This is a genomic window from Arachnia propionica (genome assembly GCF_037055325.1).
Classification (GTDB): domain Bacteria; phylum Actinomycetota; class Actinomycetes; order Propionibacteriales; family Propionibacteriaceae; genus Arachnia.
The window spans coordinates 2,906,369-2,923,624 of record NZ_CP146373.1 but is presented as its reverse complement, the minus strand read 5'-3'; the positions used below and the strand labels follow the sequence as shown (position 1 = coordinate 2,923,624).

Annotated in this window: 6 protein-coding genes; all 6 read right to left on the bottom strand. The window is 59.3% G+C overall.

Annotated features, from left to right (window positions below):
- Positions 1 to 290: 290 nt before the first annotated feature.
- Positions 291 to 1,637 carry a polyketide synthase gene (locus V7R84_RS13500; protein WP_338569897.1) on the bottom strand — a complete coding sequence of 449 codons (1,347 nt, stop codon included), beginning with the start codon at positions 1,635 to 1,637 and terminating at the stop codon, positions 291 to 293.
- Entirely contained in the window at positions 1,628 to 2,428 is an 801-nt protein-coding gene (locus V7R84_RS13495; RefSeq protein WP_338569896.1) for a thioesterase II family protein, read from the bottom strand. Before V7R84_RS13495 ends, V7R84_RS13500 begins: the two co-directional genes overlap by 10 nt.
- A complete protein-coding gene (locus V7R84_RS13490; protein WP_338573910.1) occupies positions 2,425 to 8,262 on the bottom strand; it encodes an amino acid adenylation domain-containing protein in 5,838 nt (1,945 codons plus the stop codon). The genes V7R84_RS13495 and V7R84_RS13490 overlap by 4 nt, the downstream gene beginning before the upstream one ends.
- Positions 8,263 to 8,351: 89 nt before the next feature.
- Positions 8,352 to 11,846 (bottom strand): amino acid adenylation domain-containing protein, encoded by a 3,495-nt coding sequence (locus tag V7R84_RS13485; RefSeq protein ID WP_412728062.1) that lies wholly within the window; start codon positions 11,844 to 11,846, stop codon positions 8,352 to 8,354.
- Entirely contained in the window at positions 11,843 to 16,228 is a 4,386-nt protein-coding gene (locus V7R84_RS13480; protein WP_338569895.1) for an AMP-binding protein, read from the bottom strand. The genes V7R84_RS13485 and V7R84_RS13480 overlap by 4 nt, the downstream gene beginning before the upstream one ends.
- On the bottom strand, positions 16,225 to 16,641 hold the full coding sequence (locus V7R84_RS13475) for a phosphopantetheine-binding protein (RefSeq protein WP_338569893.1): 417 nt from the start codon (positions 16,639 to 16,641) through the stop codon (positions 16,225 to 16,227). Before V7R84_RS13475 ends, V7R84_RS13480 begins: the two co-directional genes overlap by 4 nt.
- Positions 16,642 to 17,256 lie beyond the last annotated feature (615 nt).

Sequence of the window (17,256 nt, the reverse complement as noted above, 5' to 3'; positions counted from 1 at the left end):
TGGACTGCGCTTGGCCGACATTAATGAGTGCCCCGGGAGTTTCATGAGTCTTGTTACCGCGTGCAAGTCTGCCTAGAGCGGTTAGGAGAGCGCCTCTGTCGCGGACGCGGATGAGTGCCCGCCAAGGCTGTGTGTTTCGGGTTGCGACCAGTATATCGCTCACTTGTTCGGGAGTTGCGCCGGGGTCTCCGCTCAGGAAATTTAATATCGCGGCGGCCTCTCTATGAACTCCTGTGGCGGTTCTAGAGCTGATCAGTAGCGCAACAGTTCCATCTGGGAAGTTTGTCAGATTAGGCATGGTCCACCTGCTGGGGAATTTCGATTATGACGTGTGCGTTTGTCCCTGACAGTCCGAATGTTGATACGGCTGCAAGATGACGCCCATGCCATGGGGAACTGTGCTTCGGAACATGAATTCGATAAGTTTCCCAGTCAATCGCTGTGCTGGGTGGATCGGCATGCAGGCTGGGTGGGATTATACTGTGAAGGCCCGCGAGGATCGCCTTGGTTAAACCAAGGAAACCGGCTGCCGCCTGCGCATGGCCCAGATTTGATTTGACTGATCCCAAGGCGAGTTTTTGTTCTCGTCCCTGACCGTACACGGTTGCAATGGCTTGCAGTTCTCGTGGATCCCCAGCTGCTGTTCCTGTTCCGTGGCCCTCGAATAGAGTGATCTCCTCTGGTTTTACGCCGGCGTCTGTCAGGACCTGTTGATAGAGTTGTTCCTGAGCATCCTGAGAAGGAACGCTCAGGTGTGCTCCGGCTCCATTGTGATTTACGCCTATCGACAAAACCTCGGCCAGAACCTGGTGCCCGAACTTTTTAGCTCGACTCAGGCGTTCCACCACTGTCACTACTGCACCTTCGCTCCATATGGTGCCCGCAGCTTCAGCGGAGTAGGGGCGACAGTATCCGGTGGGGTCGAGGGCCTGCAGCCGGGAGAATTCCACATAAGGTGCCGTGGTAGCCGTGACGCACACTCCACCCGCCAAGGCCCAGTCGCACTGTCCCAGAAGCAACGCGTTGCTCGCTTGCTGAAGAGCAGCCAGAGAAGAGGCGCACGCTGCATCCAGGCTCATGCAAGGACCACGGAGATCCAACAAGTGCGAGATCCGACCAGCTACCGAAGCGGTTAGTACACCTGCGGAACGGCGTCCGGTGAGTACTGGGTCGGGGTGGTATAGGGGTGGGCCGTAGAAGTTCAAGGAAGCGCCCATGAACACACCCGCACGTTGTTTACGTCCCACGAGTGAGGAGGGATTGATGCCAGCCTGCTGCAACGCCGCCCAGGCGACGCGCATTGCCACTCGCTGCTGGGCATCCATCGCAAGCGCTTCACGTGGTGTTACCCCGAAGAAGAGCGCGTCGAACTGAGTAGCGTCATGCAGGAAACCGCCAGAATCGGGTACCGGTCCCCACCCCATGCGCTCGGGAAGACTGAAGACCAAGTCCAGATCCCAGCCACGGTCCCGCGGTAGAGGCTCGAGTAGAGAACGACCAGCCTCCAGCGCATCCCAATAAGCCCCTGGACCGACGATGCCTCCGGGAGCCTCTATGCCAAGGCCTACGATCACTACGGGATCCGCATTCGGCTCTACAGCCCTCACGAGCGTGGGGTGCTCCGTGTTCACCGGCATTGTTCATCCACTTCTTGCGCGACGGTGCCTGCGACAGTGGTCACCGAGTCTTTGATGAAGAAATGGTCCCCGGGGAACATGACTACTTTTAGCTTTCCCGTGGTTCTTTCAGCCCAGCCTCGTAGAACAGCGGGGTTTACACCAGGATCGTCCCAACCACCCAAGGCCAGTACAGGAGCCGTCAGAATCTCGTCATTTCCATCGGTGTAGCTATCGAAGGCCGCATAGTCTGCCTTGAGCGCAGGAAGCACCAGCGACAACACATCCTGATTCCTTAAGACCTCGATGTTCGTGCCTTCCAGAGCCGCTAGGTGCTCCAGTAAAGTTTCGTCATCGGTAGGATGGGCGGGCGCGGATTTTGTGAGTTGTGGTGGATATGTGGCCGAGACCACCAGCAAACGCACCGGCAAACCACGTCGTTGTAGTAGACGAGCCAGTTCATAACCGATCAAGCCGCCCATACTGTGCCCAAAAATGGTGATGGGACGTGGGGCGTCGCTCAGTCGAATCAGGGATTCCGTCTCGGGAAGCAGCCCTTCTGCATAGCCCAGGACAGTAGTGGGGACACTGTCGGCGGCGCGGTCCTGGCGTCCCGGGTAGTGCGCTACTACGATCTCGGCCGGGCTGATTCCAATGGCTGGAAAAGTCTCCAATTCGGTGACTAATGCCGAAGCTAGATCACGATAGGAAGATGCGCCGGCCCCGGCATGGGGACACAACAGGAGTAGCTGCGCCTCGGGCGTGGTCGCAGGGGTGAATCTTCGAAGCCAAGAACTTGGGGGATTCATCATGTAATACCTTCGCTTGTTATATTTGGGCGCAGCGTGTCCAGTGCAAATTGGTCGAAGTCGCTTACCAGTTCGCACTCTTCAATGTTTCGATCAGGGTCAGTGGCCATGGCATCCAAGGCGCCGGTGAAGATGTTGAGCACGATGTGGCTCTGTTCTTCATCCAACACATCCGGGGCCGTGTGCAGCGAGAAGCGCAGCGTGTTATTACTTCCCACGGAACCAGGGGGAAAGACCATGAGAACCGCGCTGGCATCGGTGCTTCCGCCAGGATGAACTCCCAGCAGCGGTAGTCCAGCGGCATGCAACGTCTTCACGAGCTCACGATGCTGCGCAGGATAGGACTGGAACACGTAAAGGGTGTCGAACAACTTCCGGACTCCGGCTAAGCGGTGAGCGTCCACCAGGGGCAGATGCTCCCAGCCGATCACGTGCCGCCGTAGCGCCACCAAATTGGTCAGGGCCTCGCGCCACGTACTGTGCGCTGTGAGAGTCACCGGTGCCGGTATGGTGTTGGCGTAACAGCCGATGGAGTCTTCAATCCCGGGAACCTCCAGCGTGCGACCTGAAACCACCTCACCGAAGACCACCGAGTCGTTGCCCGTGATGTTGCACAGGACGCTAGCCCAGGCCAGTTGGCAGACCAAATTGAGTGACGCGGATGTGCGTGCTGCAAACTTGCTTAACCGTTCGACACTTCTGGTAGACAACTCGGTGGTCAAGAGCCGTGGTTCCTGTTGTGTTTCGTGACGACCCGCCAGGACAACCGGCTGCACTTTCTCCAGTACGCCCCTCCAGATCTGTTTGGTCTGTTCCTGTTGCGTGGAGATCAGGGCTGCTGCTTTACCGAAGGTTCTCGGGTCTCCTGTGATGTGTACGTCAGCTTCTGGTTCGTCACCTCTGAGGAGCGCGCCCAGGACACGTGCCAACTCCAGCATCAGCAACTGTCCGGTCCAGCCATCGGTGATCAGATGATGGCAGGTGATCACTAGGCGGCTCCTGTCCTCAGTGCGTAACAGCGCCAGACGCAACAACGGCGGACGAGTGAAGTTGAATGCCGTGGAAGCGTCCTGTGTCAGCCACGCTGCCACCTCGGATTCGCGCAAGTCCACCTCCACCGCGGGCACCCGCAGCCCGGGCGTGACCACACCCACTGGTTTGCCTGAAAGCGTGGTCAGGGGCGTAATGCCTAGGCTGGGGTGATGATTGACCACGATGCTGCCGGCCGTGGCTAGCTTCCCGGTATCGAGAAGTCGGGCTGCATCATTCAATTCCAGTACGGACTGGACGAGATAGCCGTCGGCGCCACCGGTTGCCAGAGAGGACAACGTCAAGGACTCCTGGAGCGCGGTCAGCGGCAGCACCTCACACACCCGGGATCCCAAGGTGTTGTTCCATACCTGTACATCGGTCTCGGTAATGTCGACAGCCACGAAATCTGCGGGGCAACGGCCGGGATCCTTATGGGAAACGGCTATTAGCGCGGCCAGTTCCCGATGCCATAGAGTCAGGAACTGCTTCGCCTGATCCGTGCTCACGTGCCGACCCGCTGCACGCAGCGTGGCGTGCAGGACGTGGCCAACCGATAGTTGGGACATCTCCGTGGTGAGGTCCAGTACCGACGAGAGTGGGGTATCCGCACTCGCCCATCCGCTGACTGCGGGTACGCTGGGCAGCGGATGCCAGGCTGTGGCTGACGCCTCCGTAATTTCTTCCCTGAAAACTCCCAGATAGTTGACGCATAGTTCCGGGGCGATGATGTGGTTCTTCTCCCGGAGCAGCATCGGGCGGGCGGTGTCGACGGGCAAGCCACGTCGTGCTGCGCGAATGTTCCACAGTGTCGACAGTGGGGTTTCGGTGGGTGCCACTGCCAAGGGGTAAGCCGCAGTGAACCATCCCACCGCGTTCTCTACACGCGCTGTCAGCGCCGCGGGGTTGTCCCGCCCATGCCCCTCCAGGGTAATTCCGTTTCCGGCGCCGGGCAGGACGAGGTGCAGGGCTCTAACCGCTGCAGCCAGTTGCAGGTCGAGTAAATCGCAGCCCAGTTTTTGGGCAGCATAGATGAGTTCGGTGGATGTCTCAGAATCTAGGACACATCTGTGTGTTGAAGCAGTTCTCTCGATATCCAGTCCGGGATCCAGCGCAATGGTGCCGGCCGCTTGCCGAGAAATTTGCATCCAGCGATGGTCGTCTTCGTTATGTTCACTGTCCTCGCCGAGTAGCGCGGCCCACCTCAGAAATCCGTTCTCGGGAGTACCGTGGGCAGGGTTGGCGATTTCCTGCATCAGTACCCTCCAGCTGACAGCATCGACGACGAGATGGCTGATCATCATGACTATGCATCGCTGCTTCCCGGTGCCAAACAGGCCAGCGACCAGCATGTGACCCTCGACCGGGTCGAGTTGCCGGGCCATCATTTGAGCCACTTCGGTTAACGAGTCCTGATGTGTGATACAGACTTCTTCGTTTAGCTCCAGTGTGTATGTGTTGGTGAAGTCCTCGGGTAGCTCCAGCCATCCTTCTGATGTGAGCCGTGCTCCCAGGATCGGGTGATTGTGTACTAGCTGGTCCAGTCTTTCCACCAGCTCTGGAATGGTTGTTGTTGGTGCCACTGCGAGCATCGTGAACTGCGCCAAGCCTCCGCCCTGCGGGCTGGTTGACACTAGTTGAGCCGCCAGCGGTGGCAGTGGCGCTCGGGGTGGTCCTGATGTTTCCAACTCTTGGAAGCTGCTGGAATACCGGCATCGGGCGGCCAGTTCTGTTACATCTTGCGCACCCAGCACGTCGCGGGCGCTCACTTCCAGGCCCAGACGTCGGAGTCCGGCAACCACGCGGATAGCCGCGATTGAGTCGCCGCCCAGAGAGAACAGACTGTTTTCTCTGCTGGGAAGATCGTCTAGGCCGAGAGCCTGTGCCAGGACTTCAGCGACGTGCAACTCTACGCCGTGCAGTTCACCGTTCGTGCTGACCGATACCTCTGGTTCTGGAAGTGCCCCACGGTCAAGCTTGCCGTGCCGGTTCAGCGGCAGTGCCGACAATTCGACGATGATCTCAACCACCATGTAGGCCGGCACCTTAAGGCTTGTGGTCTCTCGTACGTCGTCGATTCCCACATGGACCCCGGGGGAGGGCACCACGTATCCGACGAGCCGATCCCGCCACACGCGAGCTGCTGCCTGTTTCACTCCTGGAACCTCTAGGAGCGCCGCCTCGACCTCACCGAGTTCCACCCGATTGCCGCGTACTTTGACCTGTTCCCCGGAACGACCATGGAACACGAGCTGTCCGTCGCGTCGCCAGGACGCGATGTCACCCGTGCGGTACATACGTACGCCACCATCCTCCTCAAATGGGCTCACACCGAAAGCAGCTGCAGTCTCTTCAGGTAGATTGCGGTAGCCGTCAGCCACCTGTACGCCGATCAGACACAATTCGCCGGGAACACCCACTGGTACCTCGTGGTCATGCGCATCGAGCAGTCGGACGGTGACGTTGTTCTCTGGGCGGCCGATCAGGTTTTCTCCGGCGCCCACAATCAGTTCCGGGGTAAATTCGACGCACGTGACGTCCATGGCTGCTTCCGTGGGGCCGTAGAGGCTGTAGACACGGCAGCCCAGCAGCTCACGTGCCTGAAGCGCCAGGTTTCCAGGTACCGCTTCTCCTCCCAGCAGCAGCCGTTCAAGGCATCGCATCCGAGACGGATCTTCGACGGTGTCCAGGATGACCCGCAAATAACTGGGAACCAAGGAGAGAACCTGTACCTGTTGTTCAGCGATCATTTGCACCAGAGCTGCCACGTCTCCCTCCCACCACTGGGAAGGAGGTAGCACCACGGTGCCTGCGTTGGACAGGGGGTTGAGCAGCTCTGCGAGTCCCACGTCAAAGGTTACAGGTGCTTTCTGGAGTACGCGTGCGGGATGGTCCTCAAGGAATGTCTTTCCATACCATTGGAGATGGTTCGCCACGCCTAGGTGATGGTTCAGGACTCCTTTCGGCCGCCCGGTTGAACCCGAGGTATAAATCAAGTAGCAACCATCCTCGCCGGTCAGCGGACGTGTCAGTTCGTCCGAGGTCACGGTGTTGCTGCTGCGATTGCTCACTCGCGAGGAGACGACGGAGGAATCCAGGTCCAACAAGGGAGTAGACCCGTAGCAGGCCGGGTCGCGTGGTGCTTCTCCGGCGAGCAGGACCAAGGAGGGGCTGGCGTCATCGACGATCGCGCGGATGCGGCGCAGGGGAAACTTTGGATCCACTGGAACGTAGCAGGCTCCGGCTCGTAGAACAGCAGCCAGAGCTAAAGGTAGCTGCGCGACCCTGCCAGTTACCACCAGGACCCGGTCGCCGGTGGCCACCCCTTGGGCCAGCAGCTCTCGTGTAAGCTGATTCGTTTCTGCATCGAACTGGGCATGGGTCCATGAGACATGTTCCTTGCCGTTCGAATCGCAAACCACCACGGCAAGGCGTTGTCCTTCCTGTGCAGCCGCCGCGCGCAACATCGCGTCGACAGTCGTCGGTTCGATCGCGCGGCGCGGTCCCTTTGCATGGGTAGCCAGAAATCTCTGGTCTGCAGATCCTGGCCGCAACAGGTCCTCCACAGGACATTGTGGGGTTGCAGACGCCAGCACGGTGTCCAGGAGATCCGAGATGGTGTCCACCAACTCTGCGGAGAGCCCTCGCTGATGGGTGAACTGCACCTCAGTGCGATCTGGGTGGTGGAAGGCTTCCAGCGTCAGTGGGTAGATAGCTGCCTCGTTGTCGATCAGCTCCCATGTGCAAGCTGTGTCCGGCAGCTGGGGACCGGCGATGTCCTGGGTGAGGAAGAGCACCATGGTGCGGAAGAGGTCGTCGCCGTCGGATCTGTTGAGTCCAGCAGCCTTGGAGATCGTGTCGGTTGGCAGCAATTTGTGGCGGAGTGCTCCCGAGATTACATGCGTGGTTTTCGCCACCAGATCGCCGAAACTTGCTTGGGAAAGAGGGGAACTGTCGATGAGCAACGGGAGCTGGTTGCTGAAATTCCCGAAGAGCAGCTCCTGCCCTGGTTGCTCGCGATTGGCGACTGTTGTACCTATCACGGTCTGCGACTGCCCTGAGACGAGCCGCAGGGCGAGGTGGTAGGCGGAGATGAACACGGCAAAAGGACTTGTCTGCAAGTCTCGTGCCAGACGACGCAGATTCGTGTCTGCGGCGTGACTGAGCCGATGATCACGGCGGGCTGCTGCTTCGGTTGCGTCATCGACCGTCGGGAGGGTGAGTTGGGGTATACCGTCAGCAAACACTTCCGCCCAATAGACGCGCTCGGCCTCCTGGGGTCTGGAAGCTTCTTGAGCAGCAAAGTCCGCGACGTGCCAGGTCAACTCTGGAAGCTCCTCGCCGCTGGTATAGGCCGCAGCCAAATCTCGCGCCAGAACAGACATCGTCATGCCATCCCAGATGATGTGTTGCAAGGTCATGATGATCACAAGCGTGTTTGGGTCCACACGCATCAGATCCAGTCGAATTGGGCTGTCTACGGCCAGGTCGAATGGACGGATGGCTGCACTACGTGTGATCTCGATCAGGTCAGATCCGGGGGCATGCAGACGCACAACCGGGGCAAGCTCATCGTGCACCTGTTGCCACGGTTCACCGTCCGGACCGCTGTGATACGTTGTGCGCAAAACCTCATGCCGACGCACAAGTTTGCGAAAGGCATCGATGAGACGCTCCTGATTTACAGGGGCAGCTCCTTCTGCAGTTTTCAGGGTCATTCTCAAGCACAGATTGTAAACACTGCTGTCCGGGTCGAGTTGTTGCTGGAGCCAGATTCCCTGCTGCGCAGAACTCAGCCGTGGGTGCATTGCTCGCGGACCCGGGATGCTGTCGGCTGCACTGGACGTAGTGCCTTTTCGCCGTTGAGAAAGCAGGGTCCGCACCTCATCGAGCGATCTCATGGTACCTCCACCGAGGCCACCTCGAGCAGAAGCTTGGCAGTGGCCTGTAGATCTTTAGCTTGGGGATGTATGTGGTTCAAACGGTCAGCCAACTGTCGTATAGAGCGATGCTCCAGGACGTCGGCCACCGTCATTGTTTCGGCATCCAGGAATTCCCGTACCCGAGCGGTGTAGCTAGTGGCCAGGATGGAGTCACCACCCAGATCGAAGAAGTCGGCGGTCACCGAACTGATTTCAATACCCAGGACCTGCCCCAGCAGATAACTAAGTGCTGCCTCAAGAGCGTCGCGGGGTTCGTCAACCTCGGCTGGCGACGAATTGACTGTCTTCGCCAAGGATTTCTTGATCAGCTGTGACGTATGTTTGCGATCCTTCTTTCCATTGTTTGTGATCGGTATCTTTGCCACGTCAATGATGGCTGCTGGAATCATGTGTGGAGGCAGAAGGGCGGCTAGACTCTCCTTGATGTGTTGACCTGAGAAGGTCTCTGAAGCCGTGGGAGTTGACTGTACCGCGGCCAGCAGGCGTTCGTTGTGTGCCACGACTACAGCCGCCTCCACTGCGTCCAGTGACTCAAGCGCGGCTTCCACCTCGCCCGGTTCCACGCGGAAACCGCGGACCTTGACCTGGTTGTCGATGCGTCCCAGGATCTCCACAATCCCGTCACTGCGGTAACGGGCGAGATCACCCGTGCGGTACCAGCGTTTGTCGGCGACGGTGACGAAACGCTCTGCGGTGCGCCTTGAATCTCCCCGGTATCCCCGCGCCAGGGAGTTTCCACCGATCCAGAGTTCTCCCGCGACGAAGTCCGGGGCATCGAGTCCGTTCTTGTTGACCACTCGCATTGCGACGTTATTCAGAGGGGTGCCGTAGGGTACCGCCGTCGCGTCACTGGGCAACGAATCATCGACTACGAACGTTGTTGAGTGAATTGCAGCCTCGGTTGCTCCGCCCAAACCGACGAAGGTCAGCCCGGGAACCTTGTGACGCATTGCGTGAGCCAATGCTGGGGGTATACGATCTCCACCCGTAAGCAGCAGCCGCAAGGAGGCCAGCTGTTCCGGTTTGGCTGCTTCATGCAGCATACCCACGAGCCCGGGTGCGCAGTTGAGCAGGTCGGCCTGGAATTGCTCGATCAGCTCGGCCCATATCAATGCGTCCAGCGCCTGCTTCTCCTCCAGGAGAACAACTCGACCTCCCAGCCCCAGCGGCAGAAAGATGTCGAGCACGGACAGATCGAAATCATAGGCAGACAGCGCCAGCGCAATTGGTGGCCGAGCTGCCAACCCGAAACGAGCCGTCAGTGAATCCAGCGTGTTTGCAGCGGCGGCGTGGCTGACCTCGACGCCTTTGGGTCGTCCAGTGCTACCGGAGGTGAACAAGACGTACGCAATGGCCTCAGGTGCCACCTCCACAGCAGCTGCGAGCACGCCGCTTAGCGTTGGAAGGTCGGATGCGAGCATCGCTGAGACATCGTCGGTAGTCAACAGTGACGTCACAGCGCCATCTGCAAGTACTGTGTCGCGCCGGCTATTGGGCTGTTGAATCCCCACGGGAAGATAAGCGGCCCCGGTCAGTAGAACTCCCAAGATGCTGATTACCTGTTGAGGGCCGCGGGGTAGTTGTAGCGCAACCGTGTTTCCTGGGTGTACGCCACTGGAACGTAGTGCTTCAGCTACGGCGCCCGCCCGACGTACCATTTCTTCGTAGGTCAGTACCTTGGCTGCTCCGTCAACATCCTGCCAGTGCAAGGCCGGTGCAGCGGGCTGTTGTTGAGCCCGCCGTAGGATGTCGTCATGCAAAGTGCGGGCAGGCAAGTCACACTGTGTGGAGTTCGCTTGGATGCGTGTGCGTCGCTGATGTTCGGGCAGCTCAATCGTGCAAGACTTTTCCCAAATCGCGTCGTCTGAAGCTAGTTGTCGTAGGTAGCCCACGAATACTGAAAACATGTCTTCGGCGAGACCAGAAGGTAGGGCGTCTCGCCGAAGATCCCAGTTCAGCAACATGCCACCGTCAAATTCCACCACCTGCGCATCAAGGTCTACTTGAGGGCCTTGGGAAATGATATGGGCCGGTGTTCCAAAGAGTTCCCGTACCTTGGGTGAGAACAGATCGCCCAGATCGAGGCCGGATGTATAGACAACATTCGCCGTGAGGGAATGTCCGCGATGTCGTCCCAGGTCACGAAGGACATGTAGACCGGTATAGGATGAATGGGCGGCCGCGGTGTGGACCTCGGCGGACAAGGCCTGAACAGCTTGTACGAAGCTGTTGGCTGATGTTGTGACGCTGACCATCACAGAGTTGGTGAAATCGCCGACCACCGAGTCGATTTCAGGATGGACTGGCTCACGTGCAAACAGCGGCATGTTGAGCAGCATCCGATTGTTTTCAGCCCAACGCCCGAGGACTTGGGTGAAAGCCGTGGCGACCACCATTGCCGGGGTCAAGGAACGGCTGTGTGCTCGCTCTTGCAATGAGTGATATTCGGCGGAGGATAGGGTGGCCGCCAAGCGGATGCTGTGGTGGGGATCTGCTCGGTGCTCCTCAGGTATGAACGGGAGACTTGGCGGGTTCGGCATGTCGGCAAGTCGTGTCTGCCACCACTGACGATCCTGCTCCACTCGTTGCGCTTGGGGGCTGTCAGCTGCTGAAAGAGCCTGTTGCTGCCTTAGGAGATAGTCGCGGTAGGTCACGGGTAGGGGCGCCAAGGATGGGGCTGTTTGTTCCAAGGCCGAGTGCGTCAGTACTGCGAGGTCTTCGGTCAGGCGTCTGTAGCTCATGGCGTCCGCAGCGGCCATGTCGACGTCTAGATGGAAACGGTGTCGTCCATCCGGTAGAACGGTCAGTACTGGCTTCCAGACCTCTCCTTGGCTCAGATCGAGCATCTGATGGCTGTATTGAGCACGCAAATGATCGAGTCGTGCCTGCACGTCGGATTTACTCAGCGTGCGCAGGTCGTGTACTTGGAGTGGTGAGGTGTCAGGGACGGGAAGAATCTTCTGGAAACCGGTCTCGAGCACTGCGGTGTGCAGCATGGGATGGCGGTGCACCAGTTCTGTGGTGGCTTTCTGTAATGCTGCAATGAATGCGTCTGGATCGTTGCTAGTTCCATCGAACTCGACATACAGATGTGCTGCAACGCCTCCGAGTGGTTGGTCCATGCGGCGACCCAGCCAATATGCATGCTGCATGGTGGCGAGGGGGAACTCTTCCTGCGTAGCATCAATCTGTGGAGTAAGGTCGGTCACGGAGCTGTTTTCTGCCTCGGCGATTACAGCAAGCCACCCACCGAACGTCGGATCTATCATCAGCTCTGAGAAGTGCACTCGAACCCCGGCGCGTGCCAGAGCGTCACTGATTGCTAGAACTCGTAGGGAGTCTAGGCCGAGACCAATCAGATCCGTTTCTTCGGACAGAACGGCGGCTTCCATTGGGTCCAGTGAAAGTTCTTTGGTGAGTTGTTCTCTCAGCCAGGAGGCATCGATCAACGGTTCATCTCCTCAGTTTCAGTAGCGAATCGTTCAAGGTTGGTCAACCATCGCGTTGCATATTCCTCGACCTGATCCTGTGTCAGCAAGCCTGATGCGCCGGCGAAGGCAATGGTGATTACTGGGCCCTCATCAGCGCCCTCGACATGGGCTGTCAGCATCATTGAGAACCGTGCAGGGAGCGTCCCCACCCCGGATGAACCTAGCTCTGAGATGAGCTGATCGGGTGGAAGGAATTGCCATGCGGCCCCTTCCGACTGGCGGGGGAAGTCCATTCGCCCTAGGTAATTTAGGCAGCTGACGGCTAAGGCGTAGCTGTCCTCGCGTTTCTCGACCAATGACAACATCAGCGCGTCACGGTGCATGGCCTCCGGTACGGGCACCGAATATGTCCGCTCGGCGGTGAACCAGCCCACTGCGCGCGTGTTCTCCATTCCCTTGCGACCGTGGGTTTCAAGGGTGTACCAAGCGCGATCAGTGTCAACCGAGTTGCCGTATGACTGTGCGATATCACGATCCGTCACTGCTGTGATGATGCCCAGAAGGTCGGCCATGTTGATTCCATGGCTCGCTGCGTTTAACACGGCGTCCGTACTTGACCTTGAAGTGCGGCGCCATAGTGCGGGTGTCAAACCTAGGTCGACACGGGGGTCGGCGTGCCGTTTCCCCAGCGCGGGTCCATAGGTTATCCGGTCGGACAGCTCGCGGGTCGTGACGGCTTCACTGTTCTGGGGCAGAGGCTGTTCGGGTGTGATGGCCTTGCCCTGACTGAAGTGACCAATGTCATCGCCTAGGACATGCCAGGAGACCACGTCCACCGCCAGGTGATGTACCGTGATGAGCAGCAAGGGCGATTGACCGGGCTCCCCGCGGCGCACACTGGCCGTGCACAAAGGACCTCTCCAAGGATCCAGCAGGTCGAGCTGGCAGTCGCGGATATCAGCTAGCGCACGGTCTGCCGGGTGCATGTCAAGGCTGGGTGGGGCACCGCTGCTGAGTAGCATGGTTCCGTTGTCGTTGAGACGGGCTGCAAGAATGGGATGAGCCACTACGAGGGAGCTCAGCAAGTCTTCGGCGATACGCATCAGTTCTGCATCATCCCCCTTGGGAAGGGCGACTACCTGGCTCTGGGCGATCGTAGCGAGAGAGGAACCCGAAGTTGTGACATAGGTCCGGGCCAGCCGAGCCAGAGGCCAGGAGCGGGGTGTTGCTGCTGGATTATCGGGATCGGGTGCCTCAAACGGCCGCATCTGTAAGGCGGCGTCAGCCAGGCTGAAGCTTTCAACAAGATCGCGTACCCGGACCTGCCATGCCGTTCCGTCAGCAGGAGGATTGCGCAACGCGGCGACCACGTCCATCAATCCAATACTGTCGACTCCGAGCTCATCGAACCGGGACGAGGGAGCGGGAGTTTGACCGGTCAGTCGGGAGACCGCAGCCAAGAGATCTTTCAGCGCAGGTGAGCTTTCACCTGGGCCATCAACGGTTTCTCTTTCTCTGTGGCTTGTTTCTTTCAGTAGTCGGGTGACTGCTACTCGGTCCAGCTTGCCATTACGAGTCAGAGGAAGGCGGCGGACGGGAACCATCACTCGTGGCAGAAGATAAGGGGGCAGGTGGGTCGCCGCCTCACTGCGTATCTCGACCGCTGGGCGATCAGTAACCACCAGTGCACCGAGAAATGGTCTTTCGTGTTCCTCCTCCACTACCACACAGGCGTCATGTACGCCGGTCAGGGAACGCAATATCGTTGCAGATTCCTCCGGTTCGACGCGATAACCATTGATTTTTACCTGTTCATCACGTCTACCATCGAAGATGACAGTGCCATCCGGATTACGGCGTGCCATGTCTCCGGTCAGGTAGCACCGTTGACCACCGATGGCTTGCTGAAAAGCTTGAGCGGTTTCTTCAGGACGTCCAAGATAACCTTCTGCTAGCTGTGTTCCCCATACGGTCAATTGGCCCGGCATGCCGGGGGGCAAGGGGCGCAGGCGATGATCGAGTATCGCAGCGCCCATGCCATCGAGTGGGTAACCGATGGTGGGATGGGCGTGACGATCGACGCGCGCCATGAAGCATTCAACAGTGGCCTCCGTGGGGCCGTAACAGTTCCATACAACTATTCCCAAGGACCTGAGCCGATTCCACAGATCCTGTGGGATGGCCTCGCCTCCCAGCGCCAGCACGCTCAGGCGGTGCTGCTCATCCTCAAGCAGTCCTGCGGATAGCAGGCGCAGAAGCATCGATGGCGTGGTATCGAATATGTCAATCGAGCGCGTGGCCAGAGCATGCACCAACCTCTCGGGATCGTTGCGGGTTTCCTCGCTGATGATGTCAACACACTGTCCACTGAGCAGAGCAACTTGGGGCTGCCATGCGGCGTCGAACCCCGTGGACCAAGCATGAGCCACCCGCACCTGACGTCCGAGGAGCTTCTCTGTGGGACGCAGGACATGGCCGTCGTGGTGCTTCCAGTAGCTCAAGATGGCTTCGTGAGAAACGGCCACTCCCTTCGCCCGGCCCGTGCTGCCAGAGGTGAACACGACGTACGCCAGTCGACGAGCATCGGGCAACGGTGGCAGCTGTCCCGGGCGTGGGTAGCCGAATGTGTGCCACGTCACCCGGCCCGGAGCCAGGATCTCAGGAACGCCGCAGCGTATCCCTTGGGACATCTCCTGCCCCAGGGCGGTCGCCGTCGTGGAATCAGTGAGTACCAAGGATGCTCCCGAATCAGAGATGATCTGTGCCATCCGTCCCACGGGTTGGGTGGGGTCCAGATGGACCGTGATCCCACCGGCAGCTGCTATGGCAAAAGGCGCGATTACGGCTCGCCGGTCCCGGGGCAGCGCCACGGCAACCGGCTCACCCGTGTCCGCTCCTGCCGTGTGCAGCGTTCCCGCTAGAGCAGTCACAGCAGCGTGACATTCCGCAAAGCTAATTTCGCCGAATTCATCCAACAGAGCTCGAGCTTGGGGAGCCCTGGATACTGCCGCTTGGAGCGCCGAGTCCAGGGATTCCGGCAGGTTAATCGGTGCAATAGCCCCCTGTATCGTTGCGGATTCACCCTCCAAGAGGATGTCCACCTCGGCCAACGAATGAGCTGTGACCAGTTCCGTCAGCGCCCGAGCAGTCCGGCGTGCGGTTTGTTGTGGGTCGGCAAAGGACCACACGCCAAGAGCGTGGCTGTCATGACATTCAGCTCGCACCACCAACTCGCCATCATCGACGACGACCAGTGTCACCGGGTAATGGCTGGGGGAATCGATGCGCAGTAGGCGAGCTTTTGCATCGTCGCCCAGGTCTATGGGTTGGTGCACATCTCCGGTCGGGGTGTTTTCCACCACCACCAATGTGTCGAAGAGCTCACGATCGCCAGATCCCGATGCCTGTGCGACCCCTCCGGAGCCGAGCCAGTCGTGTCGCCTCAACCGTGCGAGTCTCGCCTGCAACTCGGCACCCGCTTCTGCTGGGCTGCGATCGTCGATCCGAACATGCACCGGAGTGGTGGTCACCAGGCCACCGATGATGTGATCTCCTCCTGAAATGTCGGGGTGCCTACCAGAACTTGTCTGGCCGAATGTGACCTCATCTTGGCCGACCGCGCTGCTCAGCACCCGTCCCCACGCCAACTGCACGAGAGTGGCCAAGGTAAGACCATGCTCACGCGCATAATTCCGCACGGCAGTGGTGTCCGCATCATCAAGACGGTGTTCACCGACGTGTGGTGCTTTCTCGGCTGCGTTTCCGCGTCCGACCCGGGGCATGTCCTGGACGTCGGCAAGATCTGCTTTCCAGATGTCCTCGGAAACACCGCGATCCTGGGCGGCGATCCAGGACGCATAATTTCGCAATGGCACAGGGGGTTCCAGGTGATTTCCGGTTTCGCTCATTAGAGAAACAAGTTCACTGACCAGGGTTGGCATACACCAGCCGTCGATGATCACGTGGTGCATCGTGAGTAACAGCACGTAGCGTCCTCTGACGCTGTCTCCACCTACCTGGAGTAGTGTCGCCCGGGTCAGCGGGCCGGTTGACAAGGACAGCGGTCGATTGCCTTCCGTGGCCCGGAGTTCCTGCGCTGCAGCAATGGGATCGGGCTCAGCGCGTAGATCACGCATCTCCCATTGTGGGCGGGCGCCGTCGCGGATGAGCAGTACCGGATGGGGTAGCCCCTCGCTGCGAATCTGGCCGGTGAGATGTCCGTGACGTTGGCACAGACCTTCCAAGGCAGAGCGAAGGCGGTGCACCTGCGTTGTGGTGATCTCTGTCAGGTCGAACGCCATGGTTACCAAATAGGGGTCATAGGTGGGATGCGATGCAGAGACGGCGACCATGCCTGCTTGCGTGGGGGAGAGGGCCACCACATCGACAATCGAGGTCATGCTTTGTCCTCGTCCAAGAGCCGATCCAGAATTTTTTGGTCGAGTCCGGACGCTGTGAGAGGTGTCACCTCGGGTCGACCTGTGGGCCCTGGCACCAGTGTGGCTGCCAATGACCTGAGGTCTGGACTGAGGAAAACGTCCTTGATATCGGCCTGCCAGCCGTGGGTCCCCAGTGCTGTGGCCAGTTGCAGGGCACTCATGCTGTCACCGCCGAGAGCGAAAAAGTTGCTGCGCAGTGTGATCTGGTCATCAGGGAGATGTAGAACCAGGCGCACTTGGTCGATGAGGAGCTGCTCCTGCTCGTTACAGGGGCCCGTGTCATCGGCATCACTGCCGGAATCTGGATGACGTAGTACTGCACCCACCTCCGCAGCAGGGACCGGTGTATCGGGTGCGGATGCCCAACGCGTCATCGCTGAGATCAAAGTGTGGAGCACGACTGCAGGGTCTACGGTGGTGATGGTCCGCACTACTAGTTGCACTCTGGAGCTGCTACGCACTGCGGTGATAGAACACACCTGTCCGTGTTGATCTGGGGCATGGCGCTCTAGCTCACGACGAAACCGATCATTGGGTGGGGAATCGCTTATCGCCACACTGATTATGGCGTTTGCTGTTTGATCGGTTGACTCCATAATGGATCGCGGGGTGCATGGCCAGCCGCTGGGGGGCGCCGCGCAGATGGTGGTGCTCTGTGTCGGAGCCCCTAAACTTGCCGCAACGATGCGGGCGAGGGCTGCGCACGGATCTCCGGTCCCCAGAGCGACGAGGATGTCAAATGTGTCGCGAGGAACGCTGCCCTCTGCTTGGTCGCGTTGGATTTCCGAGTGCCGAGGAGGCGCCGAAGTGGTCGTCAGTGGCAGCTTGAGGGGAGCATCAGCAAGGGCCTGGTCCAAGACCTGGGAAAGCATGCCGAGGCTTGTTGCATCACTGCCCAATGCCGTGATCAAGGCGGATTTTCCGCGTCGATACAGCCTGAGACGCACCACGCAGCCATCGGAGGGCACGCCAACGGCGTCAGTGCGCAA